Genomic DNA, 23,548 nt, shown 5'->3' with positions numbered 1-23,548 from the left:
CTGGTCTGCTGAACCTAGAGACTGCTCGGTTCCCCCCGATCTATGTTTCAGCAAACGGTGGCCAGGAGAGTCAGGCCACTTTCTTGTCTTCGAAGAACTGCTCGTCTTCGGTAGAACCCTTCAGCGCGGTCGTCGACGACTGGCCGCCTTCGATGGTCTGGGTCACGGCGTCGAAGTAGCCCGTGCCGACTTCGCGCTGGTGCTTGACGGCGGTGAAGCCCTTCTCGGCTGCCTTGAACTCGGCTTCCTGCAGTTCCACGAATGCGCTCATCTGGTTGCGGGCGTAGCCGTAGGCCAGGTTGAACATCGAGTAGTTCAGCGAGTGGAAGCCGGCCAGCGTGATGAACTGGAACTTGTAGCCCATGGCGCCCAGTTCCCTCTGGAATTTGGCGATGGTCGCGTCGTCGAGATTCTTCTTCCAGTTGAACGACGGCGAGCAGTTGTAGGCCAGCATCTTGCCCGGGAACTTCTCGTGCACGGCTTCGGCGAATTTCTTGGCGAACTCGAGATCCGGCTTGCCGGTTTCGCACCACACAAGGTCGGCCACTTCCGCGTAGGCCAGGGCGCGCGAGATCGACTGCTCCAGGCCGTTGCGCACGCGGTAGAAGCCTTCCACGGTGCGCTCGCCGGTGCAGAACGGCTTGTCGTTGTCGTCCATGTCCGAGGTCAACAGGTCAGCGGCTTCGGCGTCGGTACGGGCGATCACCAGGGTCGGCACGCCGGACACGTCGGCTGCCAGACGGGCGGCGGTCAGCTTGGCAACGGCTTCGCGGGTCGGGACCAGCACCTTGCCGCCCATGTGGCCGCACTTCTTCACCGAAGCGAGCTGGTCTTCGAAGTGAACGCCGGCGGCGCCCGCTTCGATCATGGACTTCATCAGTTCGAACGCGTTCAGCACGCCGCCGAAACCGGCTTCGGCGTCAGCCACGATCGGCGCGAAGAAGTCGGTGTCGCCTGTGCCTTCGCTCCACTGGATCTGGTCGGCGCGCTGGAACGTGTTGTTGATGCGCTTGACCACTTGCGGCACCGAGTTGGCCGGGTACAGCGACTGGTCGGGGTACATCTCGCCGGCCAGGTTGGCGTCGCCTGCAACTTGCCAGCCGGACAGGTAGATGGCCTTCAGGCCGGCCTTCACCTGCTGCATAGCCTGGTTGCCGGTCAGTGCGCCCAGCGAGTTGACGAACGGCTCGGTGTGCAGCAGGTTCCACAGCTTTTCAGAACCGCGGCGTGCCAGCGTGTGCTCGACCTGAACGGAACCGCGCAGACGCACCACGTCTTCAGCCGTATAGTTGCGCTTGATGCCCTTCCAGCGAGGGTTGGTGTCCCAATCCTTTTGCAGGGCCTGGATCTGTTGTTCGCGGTTCATATCACTCTCCTAAGGACAAATTAGGGATGGCAAAGAAAACTGGTGCTTGCCGACCTGTCCGTTCTTTTCAACCGGTTGACGCTGTTTTCTGCGTCTCAGGTCATCTGTCTTATATAAGAGTTTAGGGAATCGTCCCGCATCGCAACAAGCGTGGAATGTGGGTTGGCACCTAGTTTTTTTCTACATATAAATCAATATGTTAAAAGTTTTATTTCATAATGCGGGACATAATCTTTCATCATGAGAAATCTCGTTGTGCTTTGCAAACCATCAATTTTGCCGATCAAAAAATCTTTCCACATCGTGAAATTTGCGCAGGGAATGACTGGCCGTCAGCATAGCTGCAAGAACCGTGACCTACGTATCTGAACCGCCGCCTGAAAAAGGAAACGGCGCCGCGAACATGCGCCGTTTCCGACTCTGCAACGCGTCGGGATATCAGGCTACTTCTGCGTCTCGCGACTTGCGGTAGGCCACCCAGTCGCCGCTTTCAATATGCGGCAGGCCCGGCACGGCCGCCTCGGCCACTGGATACAGCAGGCAGTTCACGCAGCAGCCATCGTGCAGCACCGTGTGTTCTTCGCGGACGAACAGCGAGGACTGGCCAGGATAGACCTCCTCGATCTCGTCGAGCACCGGCACCAGGGCGTCGGACACTTCATAGATATCCCCGACTGCCGGACCGGCGGCGGGATCGAGCACCAGGCCCGGATAGGTGCCGAAGTCATAGAGACGGCCGGCAATCGTGGCCGTGCCGAGCAGCGTGGGCGCGGCAATGCCATGCTTGCGCGCCGCGGCGTTCAGGTCGTTGACCTCGCCCGCGCGCAGCGTACCGTAGACAAAGACCTTGGGCATGTCAGGCACCGAGCTTTTCTTCTGACACCAGCACGCCGTCGGCATCCACATAGATCCAGTTGCCGGGGCGCACCACGGCACCGGGCATCTGTACCGCTACGTCGCGCTCGCCGGCGCCGCGCTTCTGGCTCTTCTGCGGATGCGTGGCCAGCGCGCGGATGCCGATATCACAGACCTCCAGCTCGCTCGTATCGCGTACGCAGCCATTGACGATGATGCCGGCCCAGCCATTCTTCTCGGCCAGCAGCCCCAGGTTGCCACCGACCAGCGCGCAGCGCATCGAGCCGCCGCCGTCCACGACGAGCACGCGGCCCTTCCCCGGCGATTCCAGTGCCTCGCGCACGAGCGAGTTATCTTCAAAGATTTTCAGCGTCGCGGCCGGTCCCTCAAAGGCCAGTTGCTTGCCGAATGAACGGAACCCCGGCGTCATGACGCGCAGCGTGCCGTCGGCCAGGCGCGGTTCGTTGGCATCGCACAGATCGGTGGTTGCATGTTTCATCGAAAACCTCCTGCAGGAAAGAATCTCGGTACCGTCGGGACCGCACTGAGCGCGCTGCGCCGCGGCGGCAATGGATTACCCCGCCGACGCCTGCGCGGCGGCGCCACGGCGTGAACGGTTGCCGTTGCCCACCGTCACGGCGGTCAGGATCGACACGAGCTGGAAGCCGCCGATCATGAAGAACACCCAGTTGGGCAGGTGTGCGTCCATCAGCGCGCCGAAGAACAGCGGTCCGCTGGCCAGGCCGATGTCCAGTCCGGAATAGACCACGCCGTACACGCGCCCGGTGGCGCCGGCCGGGGCGGCCGCGCGCACCAGCAGGTCACGCGAAGGCCCGGCCGTGCCCGCGCCGAAGCCGATCACGCCGAGCAGCACCGGCACCAGCAGCCCCGGCGCAACATTCAGGCCCACCAGCATGGCCATCAGGCCCGACACGGTGAAGCTCAGCGCGATCAGCCGGTCATGGTTGCTGGTGCGGCTGGCGGCAAACCCGCCGGCCAGCATGCCACCCGCGCTGCAAAGCATATAGATGGTGTAAGACGCGGTCGCCAGCGTGAACGGGATGCCATAGAGCTGCGTGAGCGCGGTCGGCGCGAAGCTCTGGATGCCGGCCGCCGAGAACGTCGTCAGCAGGAAGAAGGCCCAGCACACCCAGACCTGCGGCAGCTTCAGGAAGCCCAGCAGACTGCCGCCGGCACCGGCCTGTGCGGCCTTGGGGCGGCCCACCGCGCTGCCAAGCTCGCGCGGATCGAGCACGTGGCGCAGTGCCAGCAGCACCGCCAGCACGCCGAACGCCACGATCGAAGCGGCGGCCAGCGCCACGCGCCACGTCGCCAGGTTAGCGATCGTCACCAGGAACACCGGCGCGGCGGCCCAGCCCAGGTTGCCGGAGATCCCGTGCACCGAGAATGCATGACCAAGCCGGGGCTGCGACACGTGCTTGTTCAGCAGTGTGAAATCTGCCGGATGGAAAACGCCGTTGCCAAGCCCCGCCACGCCGGCACCGAACAGCAGCGCGGCGTAGCCCGAGCTTGCCGACAGCAGCAAGGCGGCCGTGCCCAGGAACGCCAGCCCGGCGAACAGCACCGGCCGGGCGCCAAAGCGGTCCACGACGAAGCCCGAAGCCGTCTGCACCACCGCAGACACGGCGAAGAAGACCGTCATCAGCAGTCCCAGCTCGGCGTAGCTCAGGCCGAATTCCGCCTTGATCCAGGGGAACAGCGGCGCCAGCAGCAGATGGTAGAAATGGGAAACCCCATGCGCCAGCCCGACGAGGCCGATCACCTGGGCGTCATGGCGAAGCGGATTGCGGCTGGGATCGAGAGCGGCGGTAGTCATGTCGGCGGATTCGCGGGATAGAGCCAGATGGCAGGCAGCCGTGCCGCATGCCTGCGCACCGGGGCATGCAAGAGCGCGTACCGAAGCCCGCATCATAGAGGAAAACCGCAACCGGCTGCATACGACAGCAGCCTGCGCCGCCATGTCCGAGACGACTACATCTGCTTGAACAGGTAGGCGTACTGCCTTGCCACGGGCAACGATTCCGGCCGGTTGCGCAGGCGCAGCGATACGCGGCCGAGCGACTGCGTGACCGCGCTGGCCACGCACGCGATATTGACGACCGTGCCACGGTGAATCTGCCAGAAACGCTCCGGATCGAGCTGCTGCATCAGTTCGCGCAGGCTGGTGCGGATCAGCGCTTCACCGCCCACGGAAACCACGTTGACGTACTTGTCGGTGGCTTCGAGATAGATCACCTCGTCGACCGGGATGATGCGCACCTCCTGTCCGACCAGCGCCTTGATGAAGCGCAGGTAGCTGACCTGCTGCCCCGGCGCGCGTGCCACGGCCGGGTGCTCCAGCGCTTCCAGGCGGCTCAGCAACTGCGCGAGCTGGCCGCTATCGGTCTGCGCGGCGTTCTGGTCGGCGTTCTGGTCCGCGTCTGCCTGGGCCGCCGCCAGCCGGGCTTTCAGGCGAGACACCGTCGCTTCCAGCCGCTCGTGCTGCACGGGCTTGAGCACGTAATCCACGGCGGCCTGTTCGAAGGCCTCCAGCGCGAACTGGTCGTAGGCGGTCACGAATACCACCAGCGGCGGCACATCGAAATCGACCAGCTCCTTGGCTACGTCCATGCCGCTCATGCCGGGCATGCGGATGTCCAGGAACACGACCGACGGCTGGTGCTGGCGCGCGGCGTCCAGCGCAGCGACGCCGTCGTGAACCACGCCGACGATGCGGGCCTCCGGCCACAACGCGGCCAGCTCGGATTCCAGCACGCGGGCTAGCAGGGGTTCGTCGTCGGCAATCAGCAGGGTCGGGGTCATGGCGGGATCAGGGGGCGTGACCGTCATTGGCAAGCGGGGGCGGACGGGCAAGGGCCTCGCCCTGCCCGGTTCGGATGATCAGGGTCGCGGCATGGCCGGCGTGGCGCCCGCGGGTGTAGCGTGCACCGGTGTGGCGGCCGGCGCCGCGGCGGGCACCGGCACTTCGGTATGGCGAGTCATTGGCAGCGTCAGGCGCACCACCACGCCGCGCGGGCTGTTCTCTTCCATCTGCATGCTGGCGGCAGCGCCGAAAATACGCGCGAGCCGTTCTCGCACATGGGTCAGCCCCATGCCCGAGCCTTTGCCCGAGCCGTGGCCAAAGCCCACACCGGTATCGGCAATCACGACCTGCACCGCGTCGTCGCCGGCCGCGCGTGCCGACAACGAGATCTCGCCGCCGTGCGTGCAAGGCTCGATGCCATGCGTGACCGCATTCTCGACCAGCGGCTGGATCAGCATGGGCGGAATCTCCACTCCGGCCAGCTCGGGCGGCAGGTCGACGTGGTAGCCGAGCCGCTTGCCGAAACGCATGCCCTGGATGTCCAGGTAGCTGCGCAGCAGCTCGAACTCCTGGCGCAGCGTGCACTGCTCGGCCCGCGTATGCGACAGCGAGGTGCGCAGGAAGCCGATCAGCCGCTGCAGCAGCTTGCGCGCGGCGCGCGGATCGGTGGCGATCAGCCCGTCGAGATTGGCCAGCGAGTTGAACAGGAAGTGCGGCTCGATCTGCGCCTGCAGCGCCATCAGCTGGGCCCGCACGAGCTGCTTCTCGGCCTCCTCGCGCTGCAGGGCGTCCAGCGCGGCCTGGCGCTCCAGGTAGGCGAGCTTTTCGCGCGACCAGTAGAAATAGATCATGCTCGCCGACGCCAGCATGCCGACCACCAGGCACATGCGCAGCATGTCGCCGGTTTCGGCGGAGAGCTTTGGCGGCAGATTCAGCGCCTCGCGCGTGGCCCAACTGCCCAGGACCACGCCCATGGGCACTGCGGCAGCGGCCAGGAAAAGGAATGGCCACAGGCGCGGCCGCTCATTCCACCAGATCAGCACGCGCGGAATGTCGATCAGCATCCAGATCGACAGGCCGATCAGCTGGCTGTAGACAAAGTTGTGCCAGAGCGTGCCGCCGGTCTGGAAGCCATAGTTCAGGCTGACGGCGATCACCGTATTCATGCACATCACGAACAGCAGGTCGCGTCCCAGTATCGTCAGCCGGGAGGGGATGGCGGAGGAAAGACAGCGGTCCATGGCGTTCATGTTAGCTTGGCCAGTGCCTGATGCAATTCGGGAGGGTCCGGATGTCTGCGGTGAACGCGCGCGCGCAATGTCTGTTGCGCTGCGGCATGAACCGGAGAGACGGTTTCTCCGGCATGTGCAGGCACTTTACGACGCGTGGGGCCAGGAAGAGAAGTGTCGTGCGACGAACGGCGCGCGCACGGCGCGAACCGCCCGGTGGCGGGATGGAGCGCGGCATGCGCCGCAGTCAGCACAATCGCTGGCTGCGGCGCATGCCGGTGTGGCGAATGCTGCGGCGGCGGCCCGATGCGTCAGGCCGCCAGCGCCTGCGGCGTATCGTTTTCGCCCATGGCGCTGGAGACCGTGTCGCGCGACAGGTGCGGCGCGAACATATTGATGAAGGCATGCGCGTAGTCGCGCAGGTAGGCGCCGCGGCGCAGCGCTACGCTGGTGGTGTTGGCCTCGAACAGGTGGTCGGCCGAAATCCGCACCAGGCCCGAGTCCTTGCGCTCGTCATAGGCCATCGACGCAATGATGCCCACGCCCAGCTCCAGCTCGGCATAGGTCTTGATCACGTCCGCGTCCAGCGCCGTCAGCACGATCTCCGGCTGCAGGCCGGCCTCGGCGAAGGCGCCGTCGATCTTGCGCCGCCCGGTAAAGCCGGCGTCATACGTGATTAGCGGAAAGCCCGCCACGTCCTCGAGCGTCGGTTCCGGCAGGCGCGTCAGCGGATGGTCCGGCGACACCACCAGCACGTGTTGCCAGGTGTAGGCCTCGAACGAGGTCAGGCCCGCCTCGCTGGCCAGCGCCTCGGTCGCGATGCCGATGTCGGCCTGCCCGGTCAGCAGCAGCTCGACGATATGCGTCGGCGATGCCTCCTGCAGCGCCAGCGTCACGTGCGGATAGGCGCGCCGGAACGACTGCACTACCCTGGGCAGCGCGTAGCGTGCCTGCGTGTGCGTCGTGGCGACCGTCAGGCGGCCGGTGTGGCGGCCCGCAAACTCGTCCCCGGCCTGGCGCAGGTTCTCGGCTTCGAGCAGCAGTCGCTCGACGATGCGCACGATCTCGCGGCCCGGCTCGGTCAACCCGGTCAGGCGCTTGCCGTAGCGCTCGAAAATCTCGACGCCGAGTTCTTCCTCCAGTTCGCGGATCTGGCGCGATACGCCAGGCTGCGAAGTGTAGAGCGCGTTGGCGACCTCGGTCAGGTTGAACTGGCGGCGCACCGCCTCGCGGATCGATCTGAGCTGCTGGAAATTCATTGCACTGCCCCTTGTCGGCTGGTCGCCGCGCCATTCGCGCGCACGTTGGATTGTTGCTGTGTGGGCTGGGTGAAGACACGAAGCTGGCGCGGCCGCACCGCCAACAACTCGCCTTCGCGGAAACCCGCGTGGCGGAAGCGCTCGAGCGGCAGGGCCACCTCGATCACGTCCTGGTTGTCCTCGCGCTCCAGTTCGAGCTGGGCCACCGGGCCCAGCGTCAGCGCACGGCGCAGCGTCACGGCGATGCCGTCGGTGCCTGGGGCGTAGCGCTCCAGGTCCAGGTCGTGCGGACGCACATAGGCCACGGCATCGCCGGCAGTCTCGTGGCCGCTGCCCACCACCGGCAGGACCGCTTCGCCGGTATGCAGCAGGCCGCCGCTCTCGCCCACTTCCAGGCGGCCGTGGAACAGATTGACATTGCCGAGAAAGCCGAACACGAACGGCGTAGCCGGATGGTTGTAGACCGCCTCCGGCGAACCAAACTGCTCGACGCGGCCACGGTTCATCAGCACGACCTGGTCGGCCACTTCGAGCGCCTCTTCCTGGTCATGCGTGACGAACACGCTGGTCACGTGGAGTTCGTCATGCAGGCGGCGCAGCCAGCGGCGCAGTTCCTTGCGCACCTTGGCGTCGAGCGCGCCGAATGGCTCGTCGAGCAGCAGCACGCGCGGTTCCACCGCCAGCGCGCGGGCCAGCGCGATACGCTGGCGCTGCCCGCCCGAAAGCTGCGCGGGATAGCGGTCGGCCAGCCAGTCGAGCTGCACCAGTTCCAGCAGCGACTTCACCTTCTCGCGGATCTGCGCTTCGCCCGGGCGTTCGGCGCGCGGCTTGACGCGCAGGCCGAAGGCGACGTTCTCGAACACGCTCATATGCTTGAACAGCGCATAGTGCTGGAACACGAAGCCCACCTGGCGCTGGCGCACATGCTGCTGCGAGGCATCGCGCCCGGCCAGCACGATCTGGCCCGCGTCGGCCCGCTCCAGGCCGGCGATGATGCGCAGCAGCGTGGTCTTGCCGCAGCCCGACGGCCCGAGCAGCGCCGTCAGCTCGCCCTCTTCGAAGTCCAGCGAGACGTTGTCCAGCGCGACGAAATCGCCAAAGCGCTTCTCTACGTTCTTGACCTGAATGCTCATGATGCCTGTCCTTGCAGTGCGGCCAGCGGATGCTCCATGGCGGCCTCTTGGTTTTCCTTGCGGGCGCGGAATTCCACCAGCGTCTTGATGCCCAGCGTGACCAGGGCCAGCAGCGTCAGCAGCGACGCCACCGCGAATGCCGCCGCGAAGTTGTATTCGTTGTAGAGGATCTCGACGTGCAGCGGCATGGTGTTGGTCAGCCCGCGGATATGGCCCGACACCACCGACACCGCGCCGAACTCGCCCATGGCGCGCGCATTGCACAGGATCACGCCATAGAGCAGGCCCCAGCGGATGTTGGGCAGCGTGATGTGCCGGAACGTCTGCCAGCCCGACGCGCCCAGCACGATGGCTGCCTCTTCCTCTTCGCTGCCCTGCGCCTGCATCAGCGGAATCAGCTCGCGCGCCACGAACGGGAAGGTCACGAAGATGGTGGCCAGCACGATGCCCGGCACCGCGAACATGATCTTGATGTCATGCGCCTCGAGCCACGGGCCGAACCAGCCCTGCGCGCCGAACAGCAGCACGTACACCAGCCCCGAGATCACCGGCGACACCGAGAACGGCAGGTCGATCAGCGTGATCAGCAGGTTCTTGCCGGGGAACTCGAACTTGGCAATGGCCCACGCCGCCGCCACGCCGAACACGAGGTTCAGTGGCACCGCGATGGCGGCCACGGTCAGCGTGAGCTGGATCGCCGACAGCGCATCCGGCTCGATCAGCGCTTCCCAGTAGGTCTGCACGCCCTTGCGCAGGGCCTCGTAGAAGACCGAAGCCAGCGGCACGAACAGGAACAGCGTGAGGAACAGGACCGCCACGGTGATCAGCGTGTAGCGCACCCACGGCGCTTCGCCGGTGGCGTCGAACTTGTGATGGGCCGGGCCCAGCCGCCCGAGGCGGCCCGAAACTGCGCCGGCCATGTCAGTGTTCCCTGCCCGTGGCGGGCGCTTCCAGTGCCAGGCCATCGCGCACGCCGGACTGGTGGCGGCGGGTCCAGGCCTGCAGCAGGTTGATCAGCAGCAGCAGCGCGAAGGAGATCACCAGCATCACCACCGCCACCGCGGTCGCGCCCGCATAGTCGTACTGCTCGAGCTTGGAATAGATCATCAGCGGCGCGATTTCCGAGACCATCGGCATGTTGCCGGAGATGAATACCACCGAGCCGTATTCGCCGGTGGCACGCGCGAACGACAGCGCAAAGCCCGTCAGCAGCGCCGGCGCGATGGCCGGCAGGATCACGCGGCCAAAGGTCTGCAGGCGCGTGGCGCCAAGGCTGGCCGCGGCCTCTTCCAGCTCCTGCTCTACGTCCTCCAGCACCGGCTGCACCGTGCGCACGACGAACGGCAGGCCGATGAACGTCAGCGCCACCACCACGCCCAGCGGGGTGAAAGCGACCTTGATGCCGAGCGGCTCGAGGTAGCGGCCGATCCAGCCATTGCCCGCGAACAGCGCCGTCAGCGCGATGCCGGCCACGGCGGTGGGCAGCGCGAACGGCAGGTCCACCAGCGCATCGATCAGGCGCTTGCCCGGAAAGCGGTACCGCACCAGCACCCAGGCCACCGCAAGCCCGAAGACCGTATTGATGATCGCCGCGATCAGCGACGCGCCAAAGCTCAGCTGGTAGGAAGCCACCACGCGCGGCGCGGTCACCGTCGCCCAGAAGGCGTCCCACGTCATCGTGAAGGTCTTCAGGAAAGTGGCCGACAGCGGGATCAGGACGATCAGCGTCAGGTAGAAGATGGTGAAGCCCAGCGACAGGCCAAAGCCCGGCAGCACCGTGAAGCGCTGGCGGCCGTTGCGTCCCGGCGCACTGCGGGTGGCGCGCGCATCGGGCGCGGCCGGTGGCGGCGTGTCCGCCAGGGAGATGGAGGGTGGCATGTCGTCTCGTCTGTGGTGAGCCCGTCGCACGGACCTCACTTATGAAACCGCCGCATAAAGCGGCGGCCTACGAGACAAATTCTGCAGATACGCCTTTATAAACAGAACGAATCTTTACGAATTTTCTTAGATGATTTAGATATAAGGCACGGTCGAGGCCACTTCCACGCCCGCTTCCCATGGCCCGGCCTGGTCTCCAGTGGCTTCGGCACTACCTTCGAAGGCGATCCGCTGCAGCAAAGTGCCGAGCAGGCTCAGCCCTTCACCCCAGTCGCCAAGGCCGGAATCCGCGTTGATGTGACCCAGAGTGCCCCCATCGACGAGTTCGCTGCCCCACAGCGTGCCCCAGCTGAAGGCCGTGCGCTGGGGCATCCACGGGTCGTTGCGGCTCGCGACCAGGATAGTGGGGAACGGCAGCCGGTAAGTCGGCAGCAGATGGGCGACGCCGAACTTGTCCGGGTCGGCAGGCGCCACCAGCAACGCGCCGGCAATGCCGGCCGGATCCAGTGCGGCCTGCCTCAGCGTGGCCAGGCAGCCAAAGCTGTGCGCGACCAGCACGGCGCCGCGCGCCGCCACGCGCTGCGCACGCATCACGCCCTCGGACACGCGTTCGGCCCACAACGGCAGGCTCGGGCGCGACCAGTCGTGCTGCTCGATGCGTTGCCAGTCCGGGAAGCGCTGCTCCCAGCGGCTTTGCCAGTGCCCCGGGCCGCTGCCATGCAGGCCCGGCACGGTCAGCACCTGAAGGTGCCTGGGAATGTCCAGGCGCGGAACCGGCTTGCTGCTCTCAGTCATGCCACCTCCTCGCTCAATGTCCTGGGCTCGCGCAGGCCCGCGGGAGTCACCGGCCCGCCCGCGAATGCCCCCTGCCCAAGGTCGATGCCGGCCGCCTGCAAGCGTTCCACGCTCAGGGCATCCTGCAGCCGCCGGCCGATCAGCGTGACGCCCGCGCTGGCGGCACTGGCGCGCAGCCCGGCAAGCTGGCGATCGGTCCAGGTGCGGCGCATGTCGAGCTTGAGCCAGTCCGGCAACGCGTGCGCCATCAACGCGCCGGCCTCGGCCGGATCGGACGCCTGCAGGCTGACCGCAAAGCCGTTGCGCCGGTAGTTGCCGACCACGTGCAGCAGCAATGGCAAGTCGTCATTGGCGCTGGCCGGCACCTGAATCACAAAACGGTCAAGCGGCAGCCCGAGCGACTGCAGCGCACGCCGGAACGCCGAACCGTGGTCATCCGCCACCGCCGCCAGCAGGCGGTTGTGCACGTTGAGCACAAGCTTGTGCGCGCCCTCGGCGGCAAAGTAATTGACGGCGTGCACGAGGCGCGACAGCCGGTCCAGCGATACCAGCGTGGCGTCGTCGGCCGCCATCGCGAACAGCTTCCACGCGGCCAGGCCCACGCCATCCTGCGCATAGGTATGGATGGCGCCTTCGTGCGCCACGACTGCGCGGTCGGCCAGCGTCACCAGCGGCTCGAACGCGCTGGTCAGCGAACAGTTGAAGAACTGGCCCTGCACCTGTCCGCGCGCATCGCGCCAAAGCTGGCGGTCGGCCAGCGGCTGCCGCGGCAGTGTGTCAAGGTAGCGCTCCAGGGCGCTCAACCTGGCTTCGGGTGCATTCGCGCCTGCGATGGCCATGCCTCTCTCTTCCTTTGGCGCCTCCCGGCGCCGGTGTTCCCGTTTGACGTTCGAGCCGCGGGCCGTGCGCACACGGCCCGCGGCGGCTTACAACTTGGCAATGGACACCTCGGTGGCCTTGACCAGCGCAACGACTTCGCTGCCCAGCGTGAGGCCGAGATCGCGGATCGAGCGCGTGGTGATGACCGAGGTGACGATGCCGGCCGGCGTTTCCACGTCCACTTCGGACACCACCGGACCTTCGATGATCGCGGCAACCTTGCCGCGGAACTGGTTGCGTACGTTGATCGCCTGAATGCTCATGATAGAAGCTCCTTTTGTGAAGGCGTATGAAGATTGTGTAATGACGATGTGCGGGTTCCGGATGCGTTACACCAGCGGCTTTTATCCCTTTTATCCGCCCCTACACCGCGAAGCGCACCGATTCCACGGTGCGCACCAGTGACCAGTCCGCCGTGGGTTCCCGCTCCGTCTGTGGCGTGGAGGCGGCAAGCGGCGTGTGCTGCATGACCCGCCGCAGCACGCGTTCTTCCAGCTGCGCGAACGCTGCCGATCCACGCTGCCGTGGCCTGGCGAGCGCGACGGGTTCGTCCATCGCAACGCGGCCATCCTCGATCAGTACGATGCGGTCGGCCAAGGCCACCGCTTCGGACACGTCATGCGTCACCAGCAGCGCGGTAAAGCCGAGCCGATCCCATAGGGATTCGATCAGTCCCTGCATCTCGATGCGCGTCAGCGCGTCCAGTGCGCCGAGCGGTTCGTCGAGCAACAGCAGCCGCGGGTGATGCACGAGAGCGCGCGCCAGCGCGACGCGTTGGCGCTGCCCGCCGGAAAGCCGCGCCGGCCACGCATCCGCTCGGTCCGCAAGGCCGACCTGCGCAAGCACGGCGGCAGCATCGCCGCGACGCTCGCGCGGCAGGCCCAGCGCCACGTTTTCCAGCACGCGCTTCCACGGCAGCAGGCGCGAGTCCTGGAACATCACGCGGATGTCCTGCAGCGTGCGGGCCGGCTTCGCATCGAGCGTGATGGCGCCATGGTCCGATGCTTCCAGCCCCGCGACCAGCCGCAGCAAGGTGCTCTTGCCGCAGCCGCTGCGTCCGACGATGGCGACGAACTCGCCCGGTGCCGCGCTCAGTTCGATGCGGTGCAGTACCTCGCGGCCGTCATAGCGCTTGACCACCTGCTGCACATGCAGCGCAACACCGCCCGTCCGTGCTTCGCCCTGGCGCGGCGCAGCCGCCTCCTTCAGGCGCGCATCTGCATACGCGAGCGCGGCCTGCTCTACCGGATTGCTTTGCATATCGGATCTCCTTCAGGCGGCCTGGTAGCCCGGATGCCAGCGCAGCCAGAAGCGTTCCAGCCCGCGTGACAGCACATCGGCCAGCTTGCCGAGCAGCGCATAGAGCAGGATGCCCACCAGCACCACGTCGGTCTGCAGGAACTCTCGCGCGTTCATGGTCATGTAGCCGATGCCGGACTGCGCCGAGATGGTCTCGGCCACGATCAGGATCACCCACATCAACCCGAGCGAGAAACGCACGCCAACGAGGATGCTGGGCAGCGCGCCGGGCAGGATCACCTCGCGATAAAGACGCCAGCCCGACAGCCCATAGCTGCGCGCCATCTCGATCAGGCCCGGGTCAACCGCGCGGATGCCGTGGAACGTGTTCAGGTACACCGGGAAGAACACGCCCAGCGCGACCAGGAACAGCTTGGCGGTCTCGTCGATGCCGAACCACAGGATCACGAGCGGGATCAGCGCCAGCGGCGGGATATTGCGCACCATCTGCAGCGTGCTGTCGAGCAGCGTGGCGGCGCTGCGGAACGTACCGGTGAGCAGGCCCAGCAGCAACCCGAGGCCGCCGCCGATGGCAAACCCGACCAGCGCGCGCCAGGTGCTGACCCACACGTGCTGCCACAGCTCGCCCGAACGCGCGAGGCCCCACGCGGCCTCCACCACGGCCAGCGGCGCCGGCAACACGCGCGTCGACAGCCAGCCGCCTTGCGATGCGGCCTGCCAGACGATGACCAGCACTGCCGGCACCACCCACGGCGCCAGCGTGCGCGCTACGGCGCGCCAATCGCGGCGCGACGCTACCGAAGAAGCAGACATGGCGATCTCCTCAGCTTTGCGAAGCGCGCGGCACGATGCCGGTCGCCATGACTTCGCCGAACGGTCCCGACAGCACCTGGCCCGGCAGCTTGCTGCGCGCGGAACGCGGCAGCAGGGGGAACACCAGCTCGGCGAAGCGGTAAGCCTCTTCCAGGTGCGGATAGCCGGACAGCACGAAGGTATCGATGCCAAGTTCCGCGTATTCGCGGATGCGCTCGGCTACCTGCTGCGGATCACCGACCAGCGCCGTGCCGGCGCCACCGCGTACCAGGCCCACGCCGGCCCACAGGTTGGGGCTGATCTCCAGTGCCTCGCGCGTGCGCTTGCTGCCACCGGCATGCAAGGCCGCCATGCGGCGCTGGCCCTCCGAATCCATCTTCGCGAACACGGCCTGCGCGCGTGCCACGGTCTCGTCGTCGAGCCGGCTGATCAGCGCGTCGGCCGCAGCCCACGCGGCAGCCTCGGTCTCGCGCACGATCACGTGCAGCCGGATGCCGAACTTCACCGTGCGGCCGTGGCGCTCGGCATGGCGGCGCACATCGGCGAGTTTCAGCGCGACCTCCGCCGGCGGCTCGCCCCAGGTCAGGTAGGTATCGACCTGCTCCCCGGCGAGCTCGTGCGCGGCGGCGGATGAGCCACCGAAATACACCGGCGGATGCGGCCGTTGCAACGGCGGGTACAGCACGCGCGCGCCCTTTACCTTCAGGTGTCGCCCTTCAAAGCTGATCTCGCCGCTGTCATGGCTGGCCGCGAGCACGTCGCGCCAGATGCGGATGAATTCGGCCGAGGCTTCGTAGCGCGCGGCGTGGTCGAGAAACAGGCCATCACCCTCGAGTTCGGCCACGTCTCCGCCTGTCACCAGGTTGACCAGCAGCCGGCCGCCCGAAATGCGGTCGAAGGTGGCGGCCATGCGCGCGGCCAGCGTCGGCGTCATCAGTCCCGGACGCACGGCCACGAGGAAACGCAGGCGCTGTGTCACGGCAGCCAGCGCGGAGGCCACCACCCACGGATCTTCGCAAGAGCGGCCGGTCGGGATCAGCACGCCTTCGTAGCCGAGCGTGTCGGCGGCCACGGCCACCTGCTTCAAGTAGTCGATGCCCACCTCGCGCGCGCCCTCGGACGTGCCCAGGTAGCGGCTGTCGCCGTGGGTCGGGATAAACCAGAAAACTTGCATGTCGGTACCTCGTTATCGTTGTGGTTTGCGCGCGCTTCAGCGCTGCGCCTGCTGCCAGCTCGCGTCCGCGACCTTGATCGGCTTCGGGATCAGCTTGAGCGAATGGAAGACGTCGGCGATGCGTTGCTGTTCAGCCAGCACGTCGGCGCTCACCGGCCGCGCGCCATACGAGAATCGCGACACGGCCAGGTCCAGCACGGCGGGCTCCAGGCCGAGTTCGCTGATCAGCACGGCCGACGCGTCCTTCGGGTTCTTTTCCGCCCACGCGCCAAGCGATGCCAGTTCATCGAGCAGCAGCTTCACGATCTCCGGCTTTGCCTGCGCATAGGGGCGCGAGGCCAGGTAGAACTGGTGGTTGCTGACCACGTTCTTGCCGTCCGCGCCGCGGCCATCGGCCAGCACGCGCGCGCCGAGCTGCTTTTCCGCGGCGGCCAGGAACGGGTCCCAGATCACCCATGCGTCCACCGCGCCGCGCTCGAAGGCGGCACGCGCATCGGCCGGCGGCAGATAGACCGGCTGGATCTCGTTATAGGGGATGCCCGCTTTCTCAAGCTGGCGCACCAGCAGGTAATGGACGTTCGAGCCCTTGTTCAGCGCCACGCGCTTGCCGCGCAAGTCCGCCACACTCTTGATGGCGGAGCCCTTGGGCACGACGATGGCTTCGGCGGTCGGCGCCGGCGGTTCGTTGCCGATATAGGCGAGCTGCGCACCGGCGGCCTGCGCAAAGATCGGCGGTGCTTCGCCGACGGTGCCGAAGTCGATCGCGCCGACATTGAGGCCTTCCAGCAGTTGCGGGCCGGCCGGGAACTCCGTCCACTTGACCGTAATGCCTTGCGGCGCAAGGCGCTTCTCCAGCGTGCCGCGCGCCTTCAGCAGCGTCAGCGTGCCGTACTTCTGGTAGCCGATGCGCAGCACCTTGGGATCGACGGTCTTCGACTGGGCTTCGGCGCGGCCCGGCAACAGGCCATAGGCCACGCCGGTGGCCAGTACGAGCGCCGCGATCAGGATGCGGCGACGACGCTGGCCTGCGATCTGCAGATGACCCAAAGGGGTTGCGGCTTCGCCGGCAATCGGCGACAAGGTGGACGATGTCATGGATGTTTTCCCGAGCCGGCACGCGTCCGGCAATCTGTCTGCATGGATGGTCTTGGCCGGAACGTCGGCCTGTGTGGGCAGCAACCCGCCCTGCCGGCCTGCTGCACAGGCGGCATGACAACGGAATTGCCGGTGAGGCCGGCCAGCGCTGGCGCGCTAGTAGCCGGCGGGACTACGAATCAGCTCAGGCAGGACATCGCTGCGCCACCGCGGCATGCGCGACGCGCTGGGCCTGCGGCACGGGCACGAATTCAAGCGGGACGTGGATCCTCGAACGGGCCAGTGCCTCGCGTACGCGCAGCACGCCCTCTTCCAGGCGCAACGACAGCGCGGCATCGAAGCGCGCGGGCTGCGTTCCATTGATTTCAATCTGCTGGTCCACCGCAAAGATGCCAGGCAGGATTTGCCGCGAACCCAGTGCCGACAGCACTGGACGCAGGGCATAGTCGATCGCCAGCGCGTGCGCCAGGCTACCGCCGGTGGCAATCGGCAGCACCACCTTGTCGCGCAGGCCGGTCTGCGGCAGCAGGTCCAGGAAGGCCTTGAGCAGGCCGCTGTAGGCTGCCTTGTAGACCGGCGTGGCCAGCACCACCACCTGCGCCTCGGCCACCGCGCGCGCGGCGCCGGCAATGGCGGGATCGTCGGCTCTGGCCGCCAGCAGCGGCCCGGCCGGCAGTTCGCGCAGGTCGATGTGGCTGGTACGCTCGCCGGCGGCTTCCAGCTCGCTGCGCAGATGGGCCAGCAGGTGACCGGAGCGCGATGGCACCGAGGGACTGCCGGACAGGGTGAGGATGGACATCGGGGCTTCCTTCTTCAGGTTGGCGGAACGGTACCGGTCACGTTGCCCCGGCCCGTCCGTCTCGTGGATTACTTCTTGCCGGGCTGGTAGATCTGGTCGAACGAACCGCCATCGGCAAAGTGGGCCTTCTGTGCCTTCTGCCAGCCGCCGAATGCTTCATCGATCGTGAACAGCTTCACCTTCGGGAAGTTCGCCGCGTACTTGGCGGCGATCTTTTCGGAGATCGGCCGGTAGTAGTTCTTGGCCGCGATCTCCTGGCCTTCGTCGGTGTACAGGAACTGCAGGTAGGCCTCGGCCGCCTTGCGCGTGCCCTTCTTGTCGACCACCTTGTCGACCACGGCGACCGGCGGCTCGGCCAGGATCGAAACCGACGGCGCGACGATGTCGAATTTTTCCGGACCCAGCTCCTTGATGGCCAGGATCGCTTCGTTCTCCCACGCGATCAGCACGTCGCCCAGGCCGCGCTCGACAAAGGTGGTGGTGGCGCCACGCGCGCCCGAATCGAGCACGGGCACGTGCTTGAGCAGCTCGCCGACGAATTCACGCGCCTTGGCGTCATTGCCGCCCGGCTGGCGCAGCGCATAGCCCCATGCCGCCAGGTAGTTCCAGCGCGCGCCGCCCGAGGTCTTCGGATTCGGCGTGATGACCTGCACGCCCGGCTTGACCAGGTCGTTCCAGTCCTTGATGCCCTTGGGGTTGCCCTTGCGCACCAGGAACACGATGGTCGAGGTGTACGGCGACGCGTTGTGGGGCAGGCGTTTCTGCCAGTCGGGCTTGAGCAGGCCCTTCTCGGCGATGGCGTCGATGTCGTAGCCCAGCGCCAGCGTGACCACGTCGGCATCCAGCCCGTCGATCACCGAGCGCGCCTGCTTGCCCGAGCCGCCGTGCGACTGGCGCACGGTCACGGCGTCGCCGCCCTGGGCCTTCCAGGCCTTGGCGAACGCGGCGTTCACGTCCACGTACAGCTCGCGTGTCGGATCGTAGGAAACGTTCAGCAGGTTGGTTGCCGCCGCCGTCTGCGCGGCGCCGATCGCGGCAATAGCGGCCAGGCCAATGGCCAGCTTGCGAATCATCTTGTTGCTCCCGTCAGGTGTCGTGAATGGCGCTGGAGCGCCTCGTTGGCTGCCCGCCTTTGGCGGTCGGGCTTGTGTCAGGAGCAAGACTACCGAGGGGCCTATCTGAACGGAACGAATGCTTTCGCCGAACCTTGCGTGTTTTCCGCATAAGATCGGGCGGAAATATGCACATGCCTGAGCACGGTGTCGATCCGTGCCGGCAAGCCGTGCCAGGCGCACGAAGATTGGATAGCCGAAGAGGTCGGGCGCTCATGACGCGATATCCATGCGCCATCCGGTAACATTTCGGCCCGGGCCGAAAACCGGACGCCCAAGAGAAAACGCCCGCACCGGATTAGCGGTGCGGGCTAAGTTTCCATTCGGAAACGGGTAGACAAGTCATGAAGAGCGCCCCCGCATCTCCATGACAGAAACAATCATAGCGATGCCGCGTCGAATCCGGCTTGACCAAGGTCAAGTGGGCGAGACGTTGTGCTGGGCAGCCGGGCAGACTCTGAAGCCCGTACCCGTACAACACCCGCAGCACACTACGATCAATATTCGCCCGCTAGGGCAAGTAAACGCGCTTTTTGGTTACTTTTTGTCGCTCGCGGTGTGTGTCAAGGTAGTTGTCGCGTCCGCCGCTATGCTGCCTTTTTGTACTCCGTAGGTTCCTGCTCGGCCCGTTCCGGGTTTAGATAGACCACGGGATCCAACTCCCAATTCCGGATCCCTCGCGACCAGCGCTGCGGATGCCGGGCACGGGCGGCCTGATACACCATCATGCGTCGTGCCAGCAGGGGCTTCGCTTCTCCACTGTGCCGCTGGTTCGGCGTGACGTATTTCAGCCCGCTGTGGCGGTGTTCCTCGTTGTACCAACGCACGAACCGATATACCCAGTCGCGCGCCTGCTCCAACGTGTCGAACGGCCGCTCAGGCCATAGCGGACAGTACTTGGCCGTGCGGAACAACGCTTCGGCGTAAGCGTTGTCGTTGCTCACGCGCGGACGACTGTATGAGGGCACCACGCCCAATTCGTGCATCGCAGCGCGCATACTCAGCCCCTTCATGACGCTGCCATTGTCCGAGTGCAGCACCAGCGGCCGGCCAGCCGTTTGCTCGCGCAGACAGCCCAGTTCGAGCAGCCGCTTGGCATGTTCCTCCGACTCGCTTTCATGCACTTCATTGACCACCAGCTTGCGGCTGTAGATGTCCTGCATCATGTACCAGTAGAAGAAGCGGCCCTTCACCGTGGTGGGCATCCACGTGATATCCCAGCACCACACCTGGTTGCGGTCATCGGCACGGTGCGTGGTCGGCGCACGGGACTTGGCGTTGTGGGTGCGCCCGCGCCGGTGCGCTTGGCCTTCGGCCTTAAGCACGCGGTAAAACGTCGATTCCGAGGCCAGGTAGCGCCCCTCGTCGGCCAGCTTTGGCACGATCTGGTGCGGCGTCAGACTCTCGTAGCCGGGACTGTTAGCGGCGGCCAGCACGGCCTGCCGCTCGCCCTCGCTGAGCTTGTTGGCCGGCACCGGGCGCTGCGCGCCCGGGCGGCCATCCTCCGGCGTATGGCGCCAGCGCTGCAAGGTGCGCTCGTTCAAGCCCAGTTCCTTGCAGGCGTTGGACTGGCGCGCACCGCCGCCCACCGCTTCATCGATCAACGCAATGGCTTCGCGGCGATCCGAGACGTTGATCAGTCCTCCTCGTCCCTTCCCCAGATCGCCTCGGCTTTTTTTCTGAGAACCAGCAGCGCCGCGGTCTCAGCCAGTGCCGCATCCTTGCGCTTGAGTTCGCGCTCCAGGTCCCGAATCTGCTTCTTGGCGGCTTGTTCCTCGCGGCGCTGCGCCAGGCTCAACCTGACCCGCTCAGGCGCATTGGCCTGCTCGCAGGCAGCACGCCACTGCCGGATCTGCTCGGGTTGAATGCCCTTCCTGCGGCAGTATTCGGACAACTCCGCTTCACTCAGAGGCGCTGTTTCGAGCACCACCCGGAACTTGTCCGCGCTGGACCATTTGTCACTCTGCTTGCCGTTGCCTGGCACAACTTTTCCTTGTTCTCGAGCCTCGTGGCGCCAAGTGCGCAGGCTCACTGTCGTGACACCCGTTTCCTTGGCTAGCTCCGCCACTGATCGGTTCAAGGGCGGCATCATCTGCTCGACCACCAACTCCTTGAACTCGTCCGAATAGCGCTTCATTACCCAAAACCGCTTCCGCCCTCCATTGTCCTTCATCGAAAGGCGGCGAGGCGACAACTATCCTGACATGGAGGGCTCGGACAAAAAGTGACTCGCCGGCTACGCCGGCGAAACAGCGGCGCATGCCAAGCACGACAACCCCATCATTCCCCATTCCCAGCAATCCGCCAAAGAACCCGAAAAAAAAGCGCCCCGAAGGGCGCCCTCCCGCTCATACCCGCTTAATCCAGCGCACGGCCAAAGGTAAATTCGCCGTCGGCGTAATCCACCGGCACGACATCCTTGGCGGCAAACTTGCCTTCCAGGATGGCGCGCGCCACCGGGTTCTCGATCTGCTGCTGGATCGCCCGCTTGAGCGGACGCGCCCCGAACACCGGGTCGTAACCCGCACTCGCGATCTTCTCCAGCGCCAGCTCGCTGACCTCCAACGTCATGTCCATGCGGGCCAGGCGGGCCTGCAGGCGTTGCAGCTGGATGCGCGCAATCGACTCGATATTCTTCTGGTCGAGCGCGTGGAACACCACGACTTCATCGATCCGGTTCAGGAACTCCGGACGGAAATGCGTGCGCACTTCCTGCCAGACGGCACCCTTCACCGCTTCCTGCGGCTCGCCCACCATCGACTGGATGATCTGCGAACCGAGGTTCGACGTCATCACGATCACCGTGTTCTTGAAGTCCACCGTGCGTCCCTGGCCGTCGGTCAGGCGGCCATCGTCCAGCACCTGCAGCAGCACGTTGAAGACGTCCGGGTGAGCCTTCTCGACTTCATCGAGCAGCACCACGCTATACGGCTTGCGGCGTACGGCCTCGGTCAGGTAACCGCCTTCCTCGTAGCCGACATATCCGGGCGGCGCGCCGATCAGGCGGCTCACGCTGTGCTTCTCCATGAACTCGCTCATGTCGATGCGGATCAGGTGCTCTTCCGAATCGAACAGGAACTCGGCCAGGGCCTTGCACAGTTCGGTCTTGCCGACGCCGGTCGGCCCCAGGAACAGGAACGAGCCATAAGGCTTGTTCTCGTCCGCCAGGCCCGCGCGCGAACGGCGGATCGCATCGGACACCAGCCGCACGGCCTCGTCCTGGCCCACCACGCGGTTGTGCAGGCGGTCTTCCATCTTCAGCAGCTTTTCGCGCTCGCCCTGCATCATCTTCGACACCGGGATGCCGGTCGCGCGGCTCACCACTTCGGCGATTTCCTCGGCGCCAACCTGCGTGCGCAGCAGCTTGTTGGGCTGCTTCTGCTCGCTGGCCTCGGCGTCGGTCGCGGCCTTGAGCTTGCCTTCCAGGCCCGGCAGCTTGCCGTATTGCAGCTCGGCCACCTTGTCGAGCTTGCCTTCGCGCTGCAGCTTGACGATCTCGAGCTTGACCTTCTCGATCTCTTCCTTGAGCGCGGCCGTGCCCTGCGCGGCGCCCTTCTCGGCCTTCCAGATCTCGTCGAGGTCCGCGTACTCCTTCTCCAGGCGCGTGATCTCCTGCTCGATCAGGTCGAGCCGCTTGAGCGAGGCCTCGTCGGTCTCCTTCTTGACCGCTTCGCGCTCGATCTTGAGCTGGATGGTGCGGCGCTCGAGCTTGTCCATCGCTTCCGGCTTGGAGTCGATTTCCATCTTGATGCGCGCGGCCGCCTCGTCGATCAGGTCGATCGCCTTGTCGGGCAGGAAGCGGTCGGTGATATAGCGATGCGACAGCTCCGCCGCGGCAACGATGGCCGGGTCGGTGATCTCCACGCCGTGGTGCAGTTCATACTTCTCCTGCAGCCCGCGCAGGATGGCGATGGTGGCTTCCACCGAAGGCTCGTCCACCAGCACCTTCTGGAAGCGGCGCTCGAGCGCGGCGTCCTTCTCGATGTACTTGCGGTACTCGTCCAGCGTGGTCGCGCCGATGCAATGCAGCTCGCCGCGCGCCAGCGCCGGCTTGAGCATGTTGCCCGCGTCGATCGCACCCTCGGCCTTGCCCGCGCCGACCATGGTGTGGATCTCGTCGATGAAGACGATGGTCTGGCCCTCGTCCTTGGCGATGTCGTTGAGCACGGCCTTCAGGCGTTCCTCGAACTCGCCGCGGTACTTGGCGCCGGCCAGCAGGCCAGCCATGTCGAGCACCAGCACGCGCTTGTTCTTCAGGCTCTCGGGCACCTCGCCGTTGACGATGCGCTGCGCCAGGCCCTCCACGATCGCGGTCTTGCCCACGCCCGGCTCGCCGATCAGCACCGGGTTGTTCTTGGTGCGGCGCTGCAGGATCTGGATCGCGCGGCGAATCTCGTCGTCGCGTCCGATCACCGGGTCCAGCTTGCCCATGCGGGCACGCTCGGTCAGGTCGATAGTGTACTTCTTGAGTGCCTCGCGCTGGGTTTCCGCATCGGCGCTGTTGACGGCATCGCCGCCGCGGACGGCCTGGATGGCAGTCTCCAGCGGCTTGCGGTTCAGGCCGTTCTCGCGCGCAATGCGGCCGGCCTCGCCCTTGTCTTCCGACACGGCAAGCAGGAACAGCTCGCTGGCGATGAACTGGTCGCCACGCTTGATGGCTTCCTTCTCGGCGGCGTTGAGCAGGTTGACCAGGTCGCGGCCCACCTGGACTTCGCTGGTGCCCTGCACTTGCGGCAAGCGCTTGATGGCCGCGTCCAGCGCGCTCTGCAGGCCGCTCACGTTTGCACCGGCACGCTGCAGCAGCGCCTTGGCGGCGCCGTCGTTCTGCGCAATCAGCGCACGCAGCAGGTGCTGCGGTTCGATGTATTGGTTGTCATTGGCCAGTGCCAGGCTTTGCGCATCAGCCAGCGCTTCCTGGAACCGGGTAGTCAGTTTGTCAAGACGCATAGGATTCCCTCTCTCAGTGAGTGTCCTGATGCTAGGGAGATCGCCTGGCCGGACACTGGATGTCTTTCCGAAAGATAAGGCTCTGGCCTGACATTTCAAGACCACGCCGACGCGATCTTGGTGCGAGAAA

21 protein-coding genes are annotated in these 23,548 nt (G+C 65.9%); all 21 read right to left on the bottom strand.

Translation table 11 applies throughout. The annotated features are described in order from the left end of the window. Positions 1 to 70 precede the first annotated feature (70 nt). The 21 genes from aceA to clpB all read right to left on the bottom strand — a co-directional run bounded on the left by aceA (position 71) and on the right by clpB (position 23,418). On the bottom strand, positions 71 to 1,366 hold the full coding sequence (gene aceA, locus CupriaWKF_RS06820) for an isocitrate lyase (RefSeq protein ID WP_276100218.1): 1,296 nt from the start codon (positions 1,364 to 1,366) through the stop codon (positions 71 to 73). Between the two features lie 438 nt (positions 1,367 to 1,804). After that, complete coding sequence (locus CupriaWKF_RS06815) at positions 1,805 to 2,221, bottom strand: gamma-glutamylcyclotransferase family protein (protein WP_276100217.1); 417 nt, start codon at positions 2,219 to 2,221, stop codon at positions 1,805 to 1,807. Between the two features lies 1 nt (position 2,222). Then, positions 2,223 to 2,720: a ribonuclease E activity regulator RraA gene (gene rraA / locus CupriaWKF_RS06810; RefSeq protein ID WP_276100216.1), complete on the bottom strand. Its 498-nt coding sequence runs from the start codon at positions 2,718 to 2,720 to the stop codon at positions 2,223 to 2,225. A 75-nt stretch (positions 2,721 to 2,795) separates the two neighbouring features. Beyond that, complete coding sequence (locus tag CupriaWKF_RS06805) at positions 2,796 to 4,058, bottom strand: MFS transporter (protein ID WP_276100215.1); 1,263 nt, start codon at positions 4,056 to 4,058, stop codon at positions 2,796 to 2,798. Between the two features lie 155 nt (positions 4,059 to 4,213). Beyond that, positions 4,214 to 5,044 carry a LytTR family DNA-binding domain-containing protein gene (locus tag CupriaWKF_RS06800; RefSeq protein ID WP_276100214.1) on the bottom strand — a complete coding sequence of 277 codons (831 nt, stop codon included), beginning with the start codon at positions 5,042 to 5,044 and terminating at the stop codon, positions 4,214 to 4,216. Positions 5,045 to 5,122: 78 nt separating this feature from the next. Next, positions 5,123 to 6,295 (bottom strand): sensor histidine kinase, encoded by a 1,173-nt coding sequence (locus CupriaWKF_RS06795; RefSeq protein ID WP_276100213.1) that lies wholly within the window; start codon positions 6,293 to 6,295, stop codon positions 5,123 to 5,125. A 290-nt stretch (positions 6,296 to 6,585) separates the two neighbouring features. Further along, positions 6,586 to 7,533, bottom strand: coding sequence for a CysB family HTH-type transcriptional regulator (locus CupriaWKF_RS06790; RefSeq protein WP_276100212.1), 948 nt, complete (start codon positions 7,531 to 7,533; stop codon positions 6,586 to 6,588). After that, a complete protein-coding gene (locus tag CupriaWKF_RS06785; RefSeq protein WP_276100211.1) occupies positions 7,530 to 8,666 on the bottom strand; it encodes a sulfate ABC transporter ATP-binding protein in 1,137 nt (378 codons plus the stop codon). The genes CupriaWKF_RS06790 and CupriaWKF_RS06785 overlap by 4 nt, the downstream gene beginning before the upstream one ends. Further along, on the bottom strand, positions 8,663 to 9,586 hold the full coding sequence (gene cysW / locus CupriaWKF_RS06780) for a sulfate ABC transporter permease subunit CysW (RefSeq protein ID WP_276100210.1): 924 nt from the start codon (positions 9,584 to 9,586) through the stop codon (positions 8,663 to 8,665). Before cysW ends, CupriaWKF_RS06785 begins: the two co-directional genes overlap by 4 nt. A gap of 1 nt (position 9,587) precedes the next feature. Continuing rightward, positions 9,588 to 10,544, bottom strand: coding sequence for a sulfate ABC transporter permease subunit CysT (gene cysT / locus CupriaWKF_RS06775; protein ID WP_276100209.1), 957 nt, complete (start codon positions 10,542 to 10,544; stop codon positions 9,588 to 9,590). A 135-nt stretch (positions 10,545 to 10,679) separates the two neighbouring features. Then, the gene (locus CupriaWKF_RS06770; protein ID WP_276100208.1) at positions 10,680 to 11,339 is read right to left on the bottom strand and encodes an alpha/beta hydrolase; all 660 of its coding nucleotides are present in this window, start codon (positions 11,337 to 11,339) and stop codon (positions 10,680 to 10,682) included. Then, positions 11,336 to 12,178, bottom strand: coding sequence for an EAL domain-containing protein (locus CupriaWKF_RS06765; RefSeq protein ID WP_276100207.1), 843 nt, complete (start codon positions 12,176 to 12,178; stop codon positions 11,336 to 11,338). The genes CupriaWKF_RS06770 and CupriaWKF_RS06765 overlap by 4 nt, the downstream gene beginning before the upstream one ends. 87 nt (positions 12,179 to 12,265) lie before the next feature. Next, positions 12,266 to 12,481, bottom strand: coding sequence for a TOBE domain-containing protein (locus tag CupriaWKF_RS06760; protein ID WP_011298135.1), 216 nt, complete (start codon positions 12,479 to 12,481; stop codon positions 12,266 to 12,268). A 100-nt stretch (positions 12,482 to 12,581) separates the two neighbouring features. Then, a complete protein-coding gene (locus CupriaWKF_RS06755) occupies positions 12,582 to 13,478 on the bottom strand; it encodes an ATP-binding cassette domain-containing protein (protein WP_276100206.1) in 897 nt (298 codons plus the stop codon). Positions 13,479 to 13,490: 12 nt separating this feature from the next. Continuing rightward, the gene (ssuC, locus tag CupriaWKF_RS06750) at positions 13,491 to 14,291 is read right to left on the bottom strand and encodes an aliphatic sulfonate ABC transporter permease SsuC (protein WP_276100205.1); all 801 of its coding nucleotides are present in this window, start codon (positions 14,289 to 14,291) and stop codon (positions 13,491 to 13,493) included. Positions 14,292 to 14,301: 10 nt separating this feature from the next. Continuing rightward, entirely contained in the window at positions 14,302 to 15,465 is a 1,164-nt protein-coding gene (ssuD, locus tag CupriaWKF_RS06745) for an FMNH2-dependent alkanesulfonate monooxygenase (RefSeq protein WP_276100204.1), read from the bottom strand. 36 nt (positions 15,466 to 15,501) lie between these two features. After that, on the bottom strand, positions 15,502 to 16,560 hold the full coding sequence (locus CupriaWKF_RS06740; RefSeq protein ID WP_276100203.1) for a sulfonate ABC transporter substrate-binding protein: 1,059 nt from the start codon (positions 16,558 to 16,560) through the stop codon (positions 15,502 to 15,504). 184 nt (positions 16,561 to 16,744) lie between these two features. Beyond that, positions 16,745 to 17,359 carry an NADPH-dependent FMN reductase gene (gene ssuE / locus CupriaWKF_RS06735; protein WP_276100202.1) on the bottom strand — a complete coding sequence of 205 codons (615 nt, stop codon included), beginning with the start codon at positions 17,357 to 17,359 and terminating at the stop codon, positions 16,745 to 16,747. Between the two features lie 68 nt (positions 17,360 to 17,427). Next, positions 17,428 to 18,432, bottom strand: a complete 1,005-nt coding sequence (locus CupriaWKF_RS06730; protein WP_276100201.1) for a sulfate ABC transporter substrate-binding protein — start codon at positions 18,430 to 18,432, stop codon at positions 17,428 to 17,430. A 626-nt stretch (positions 18,433 to 19,058) separates the two neighbouring features. Further along, a protein-coding gene (locus CupriaWKF_RS06725; RefSeq protein ID WP_276100043.1) for an IS3 family transposase occupies positions 19,059 to 20,608 on the bottom strand; the annotation gives its coding sequence in 2 pieces (ribosomal slippage) (positions 19,059 to 20,140 and positions 20,140 to 20,608; 1,551 coding nt in all). Positions 20,609 to 20,829: 221 nt separating this feature from the next. Beyond that, on the bottom strand, positions 20,830 to 23,418 hold the full coding sequence (gene clpB, locus CupriaWKF_RS06720; RefSeq protein WP_276100200.1) for an ATP-dependent chaperone ClpB: 2,589 nt from the start codon (positions 23,416 to 23,418) through the stop codon (positions 20,830 to 20,832). Between the last annotated feature and the right edge of the window lie 130 nt (positions 23,419 to 23,548).

The sequence above is a fragment of the Cupriavidus sp. WKF15 genome (genome assembly GCF_029278605.1).
Lineage (GTDB): Bacteria > Pseudomonadota > Gammaproteobacteria > Burkholderiales > Burkholderiaceae > Cupriavidus.
The sequence above is the reverse complement of the archived record's forward strand: the minus strand, read 5'-3'. Positions and strand labels throughout refer to the sequence as shown.

Coding starts and splice junctions, on each gene's coding strand:
- aceA (WP_276100218.1), bottom strand. CDS start 1,366: ATGAACCGCGAACAACAGATCCAGGCCCTGCAAAAGGATTGGGACACC.
- CupriaWKF_RS06815 (WP_276100217.1), bottom strand. CDS start 2,221: ATGCCCAAGGTCTTTGTCTACGGTACGCTGCGCGCGGGCGAGGTCAAC.
- rraA (WP_276100216.1), bottom strand. CDS start 2,720: ATGAAACATGCAACCACCGATCTGTGCGATGCCAACGAACCGCGCCTG.
- CupriaWKF_RS06805 (WP_276100215.1), bottom strand. CDS start 4,058: ATGACTACCGCCGCTCTCGATCCCAGCCGCAATCCGCTTCGCCATGAC.
- CupriaWKF_RS06800 (WP_276100214.1), bottom strand. CDS start 5,044: ATGACCCCGACCCTGCTGATTGCCGACGACGAACCCCTGCTAGCCCGC.
- CupriaWKF_RS06795 (WP_276100213.1), bottom strand. CDS start 6,295: ATGAACGCCATGGACCGCTGTCTTTCCTCCGCCATCCCCTCCCGGCTG.
- CupriaWKF_RS06790 (WP_276100212.1), bottom strand. CDS start 7,533: ATGAATTTCCAGCAGCTCAGATCGATCCGCGAGGCGGTGCGCCGCCAG.
- CupriaWKF_RS06785 (WP_276100211.1), bottom strand. CDS start 8,666: ATGAGCATTCAGGTCAAGAACGTAGAGAAGCGCTTTGGCGATTTCGTC.
- cysW (WP_276100210.1), bottom strand. CDS start 9,586: ATGGCCGGCGCAGTTTCGGGCCGCCTCGGGCGGCTGGGCCCGGCCCAT.
- cysT (WP_276100209.1), bottom strand. CDS start 10,544: ATGCCACCCTCCATCTCCCTGGCGGACACGCCGCCACCGGCCGCGCCC.
- CupriaWKF_RS06770 (WP_276100208.1), bottom strand. CDS start 11,339: ATGACTGAGAGCAGCAAGCCGGTTCCGCGCCTGGACATTCCCAGGCAC.
- CupriaWKF_RS06765 (WP_276100207.1), bottom strand. CDS start 12,178: ATGGCCATCGCAGGCGCGAATGCACCCGAAGCCAGGTTGAGCGCCCTG.
- CupriaWKF_RS06760 (WP_011298135.1), bottom strand. CDS start 12,481: ATGAGCATTCAGGCGATCAACGTACGCAACCAGTTCCGCGGCAAGGTT.
- CupriaWKF_RS06755 (WP_276100206.1), bottom strand. CDS start 13,478: ATGCAAAGCAATCCGGTAGAGCAGGCCGCGCTCGCGTATGCAGATGCG.
- ssuC (WP_276100205.1), bottom strand. CDS start 14,291: ATGTCTGCTTCTTCGGTAGCGTCGCGCCGCGATTGGCGCGCCGTAGCG.
- ssuD (WP_276100204.1), bottom strand. CDS start 15,465: ATGCAAGTTTTCTGGTTTATCCCGACCCACGGCGACAGCCGCTACCTG.
- CupriaWKF_RS06740 (WP_276100203.1), bottom strand. CDS start 16,560: ATGACATCGTCCACCTTGTCGCCGATTGCCGGCGAAGCCGCAACCCCT.
- ssuE (WP_276100202.1), bottom strand. CDS start 17,359: ATGTCCATCCTCACCCTGTCCGGCAGTCCCTCGGTGCCATCGCGCTCC.
- CupriaWKF_RS06730 (WP_276100201.1), bottom strand. CDS start 18,432: ATGATTCGCAAGCTGGCCATTGGCCTGGCCGCTATTGCCGCGATCGGC.
- clpB (WP_276100200.1), bottom strand. CDS start 23,418: ATGCGTCTTGACAAACTGACTACCCGGTTCCAGGAAGCGCTGGCTGAT.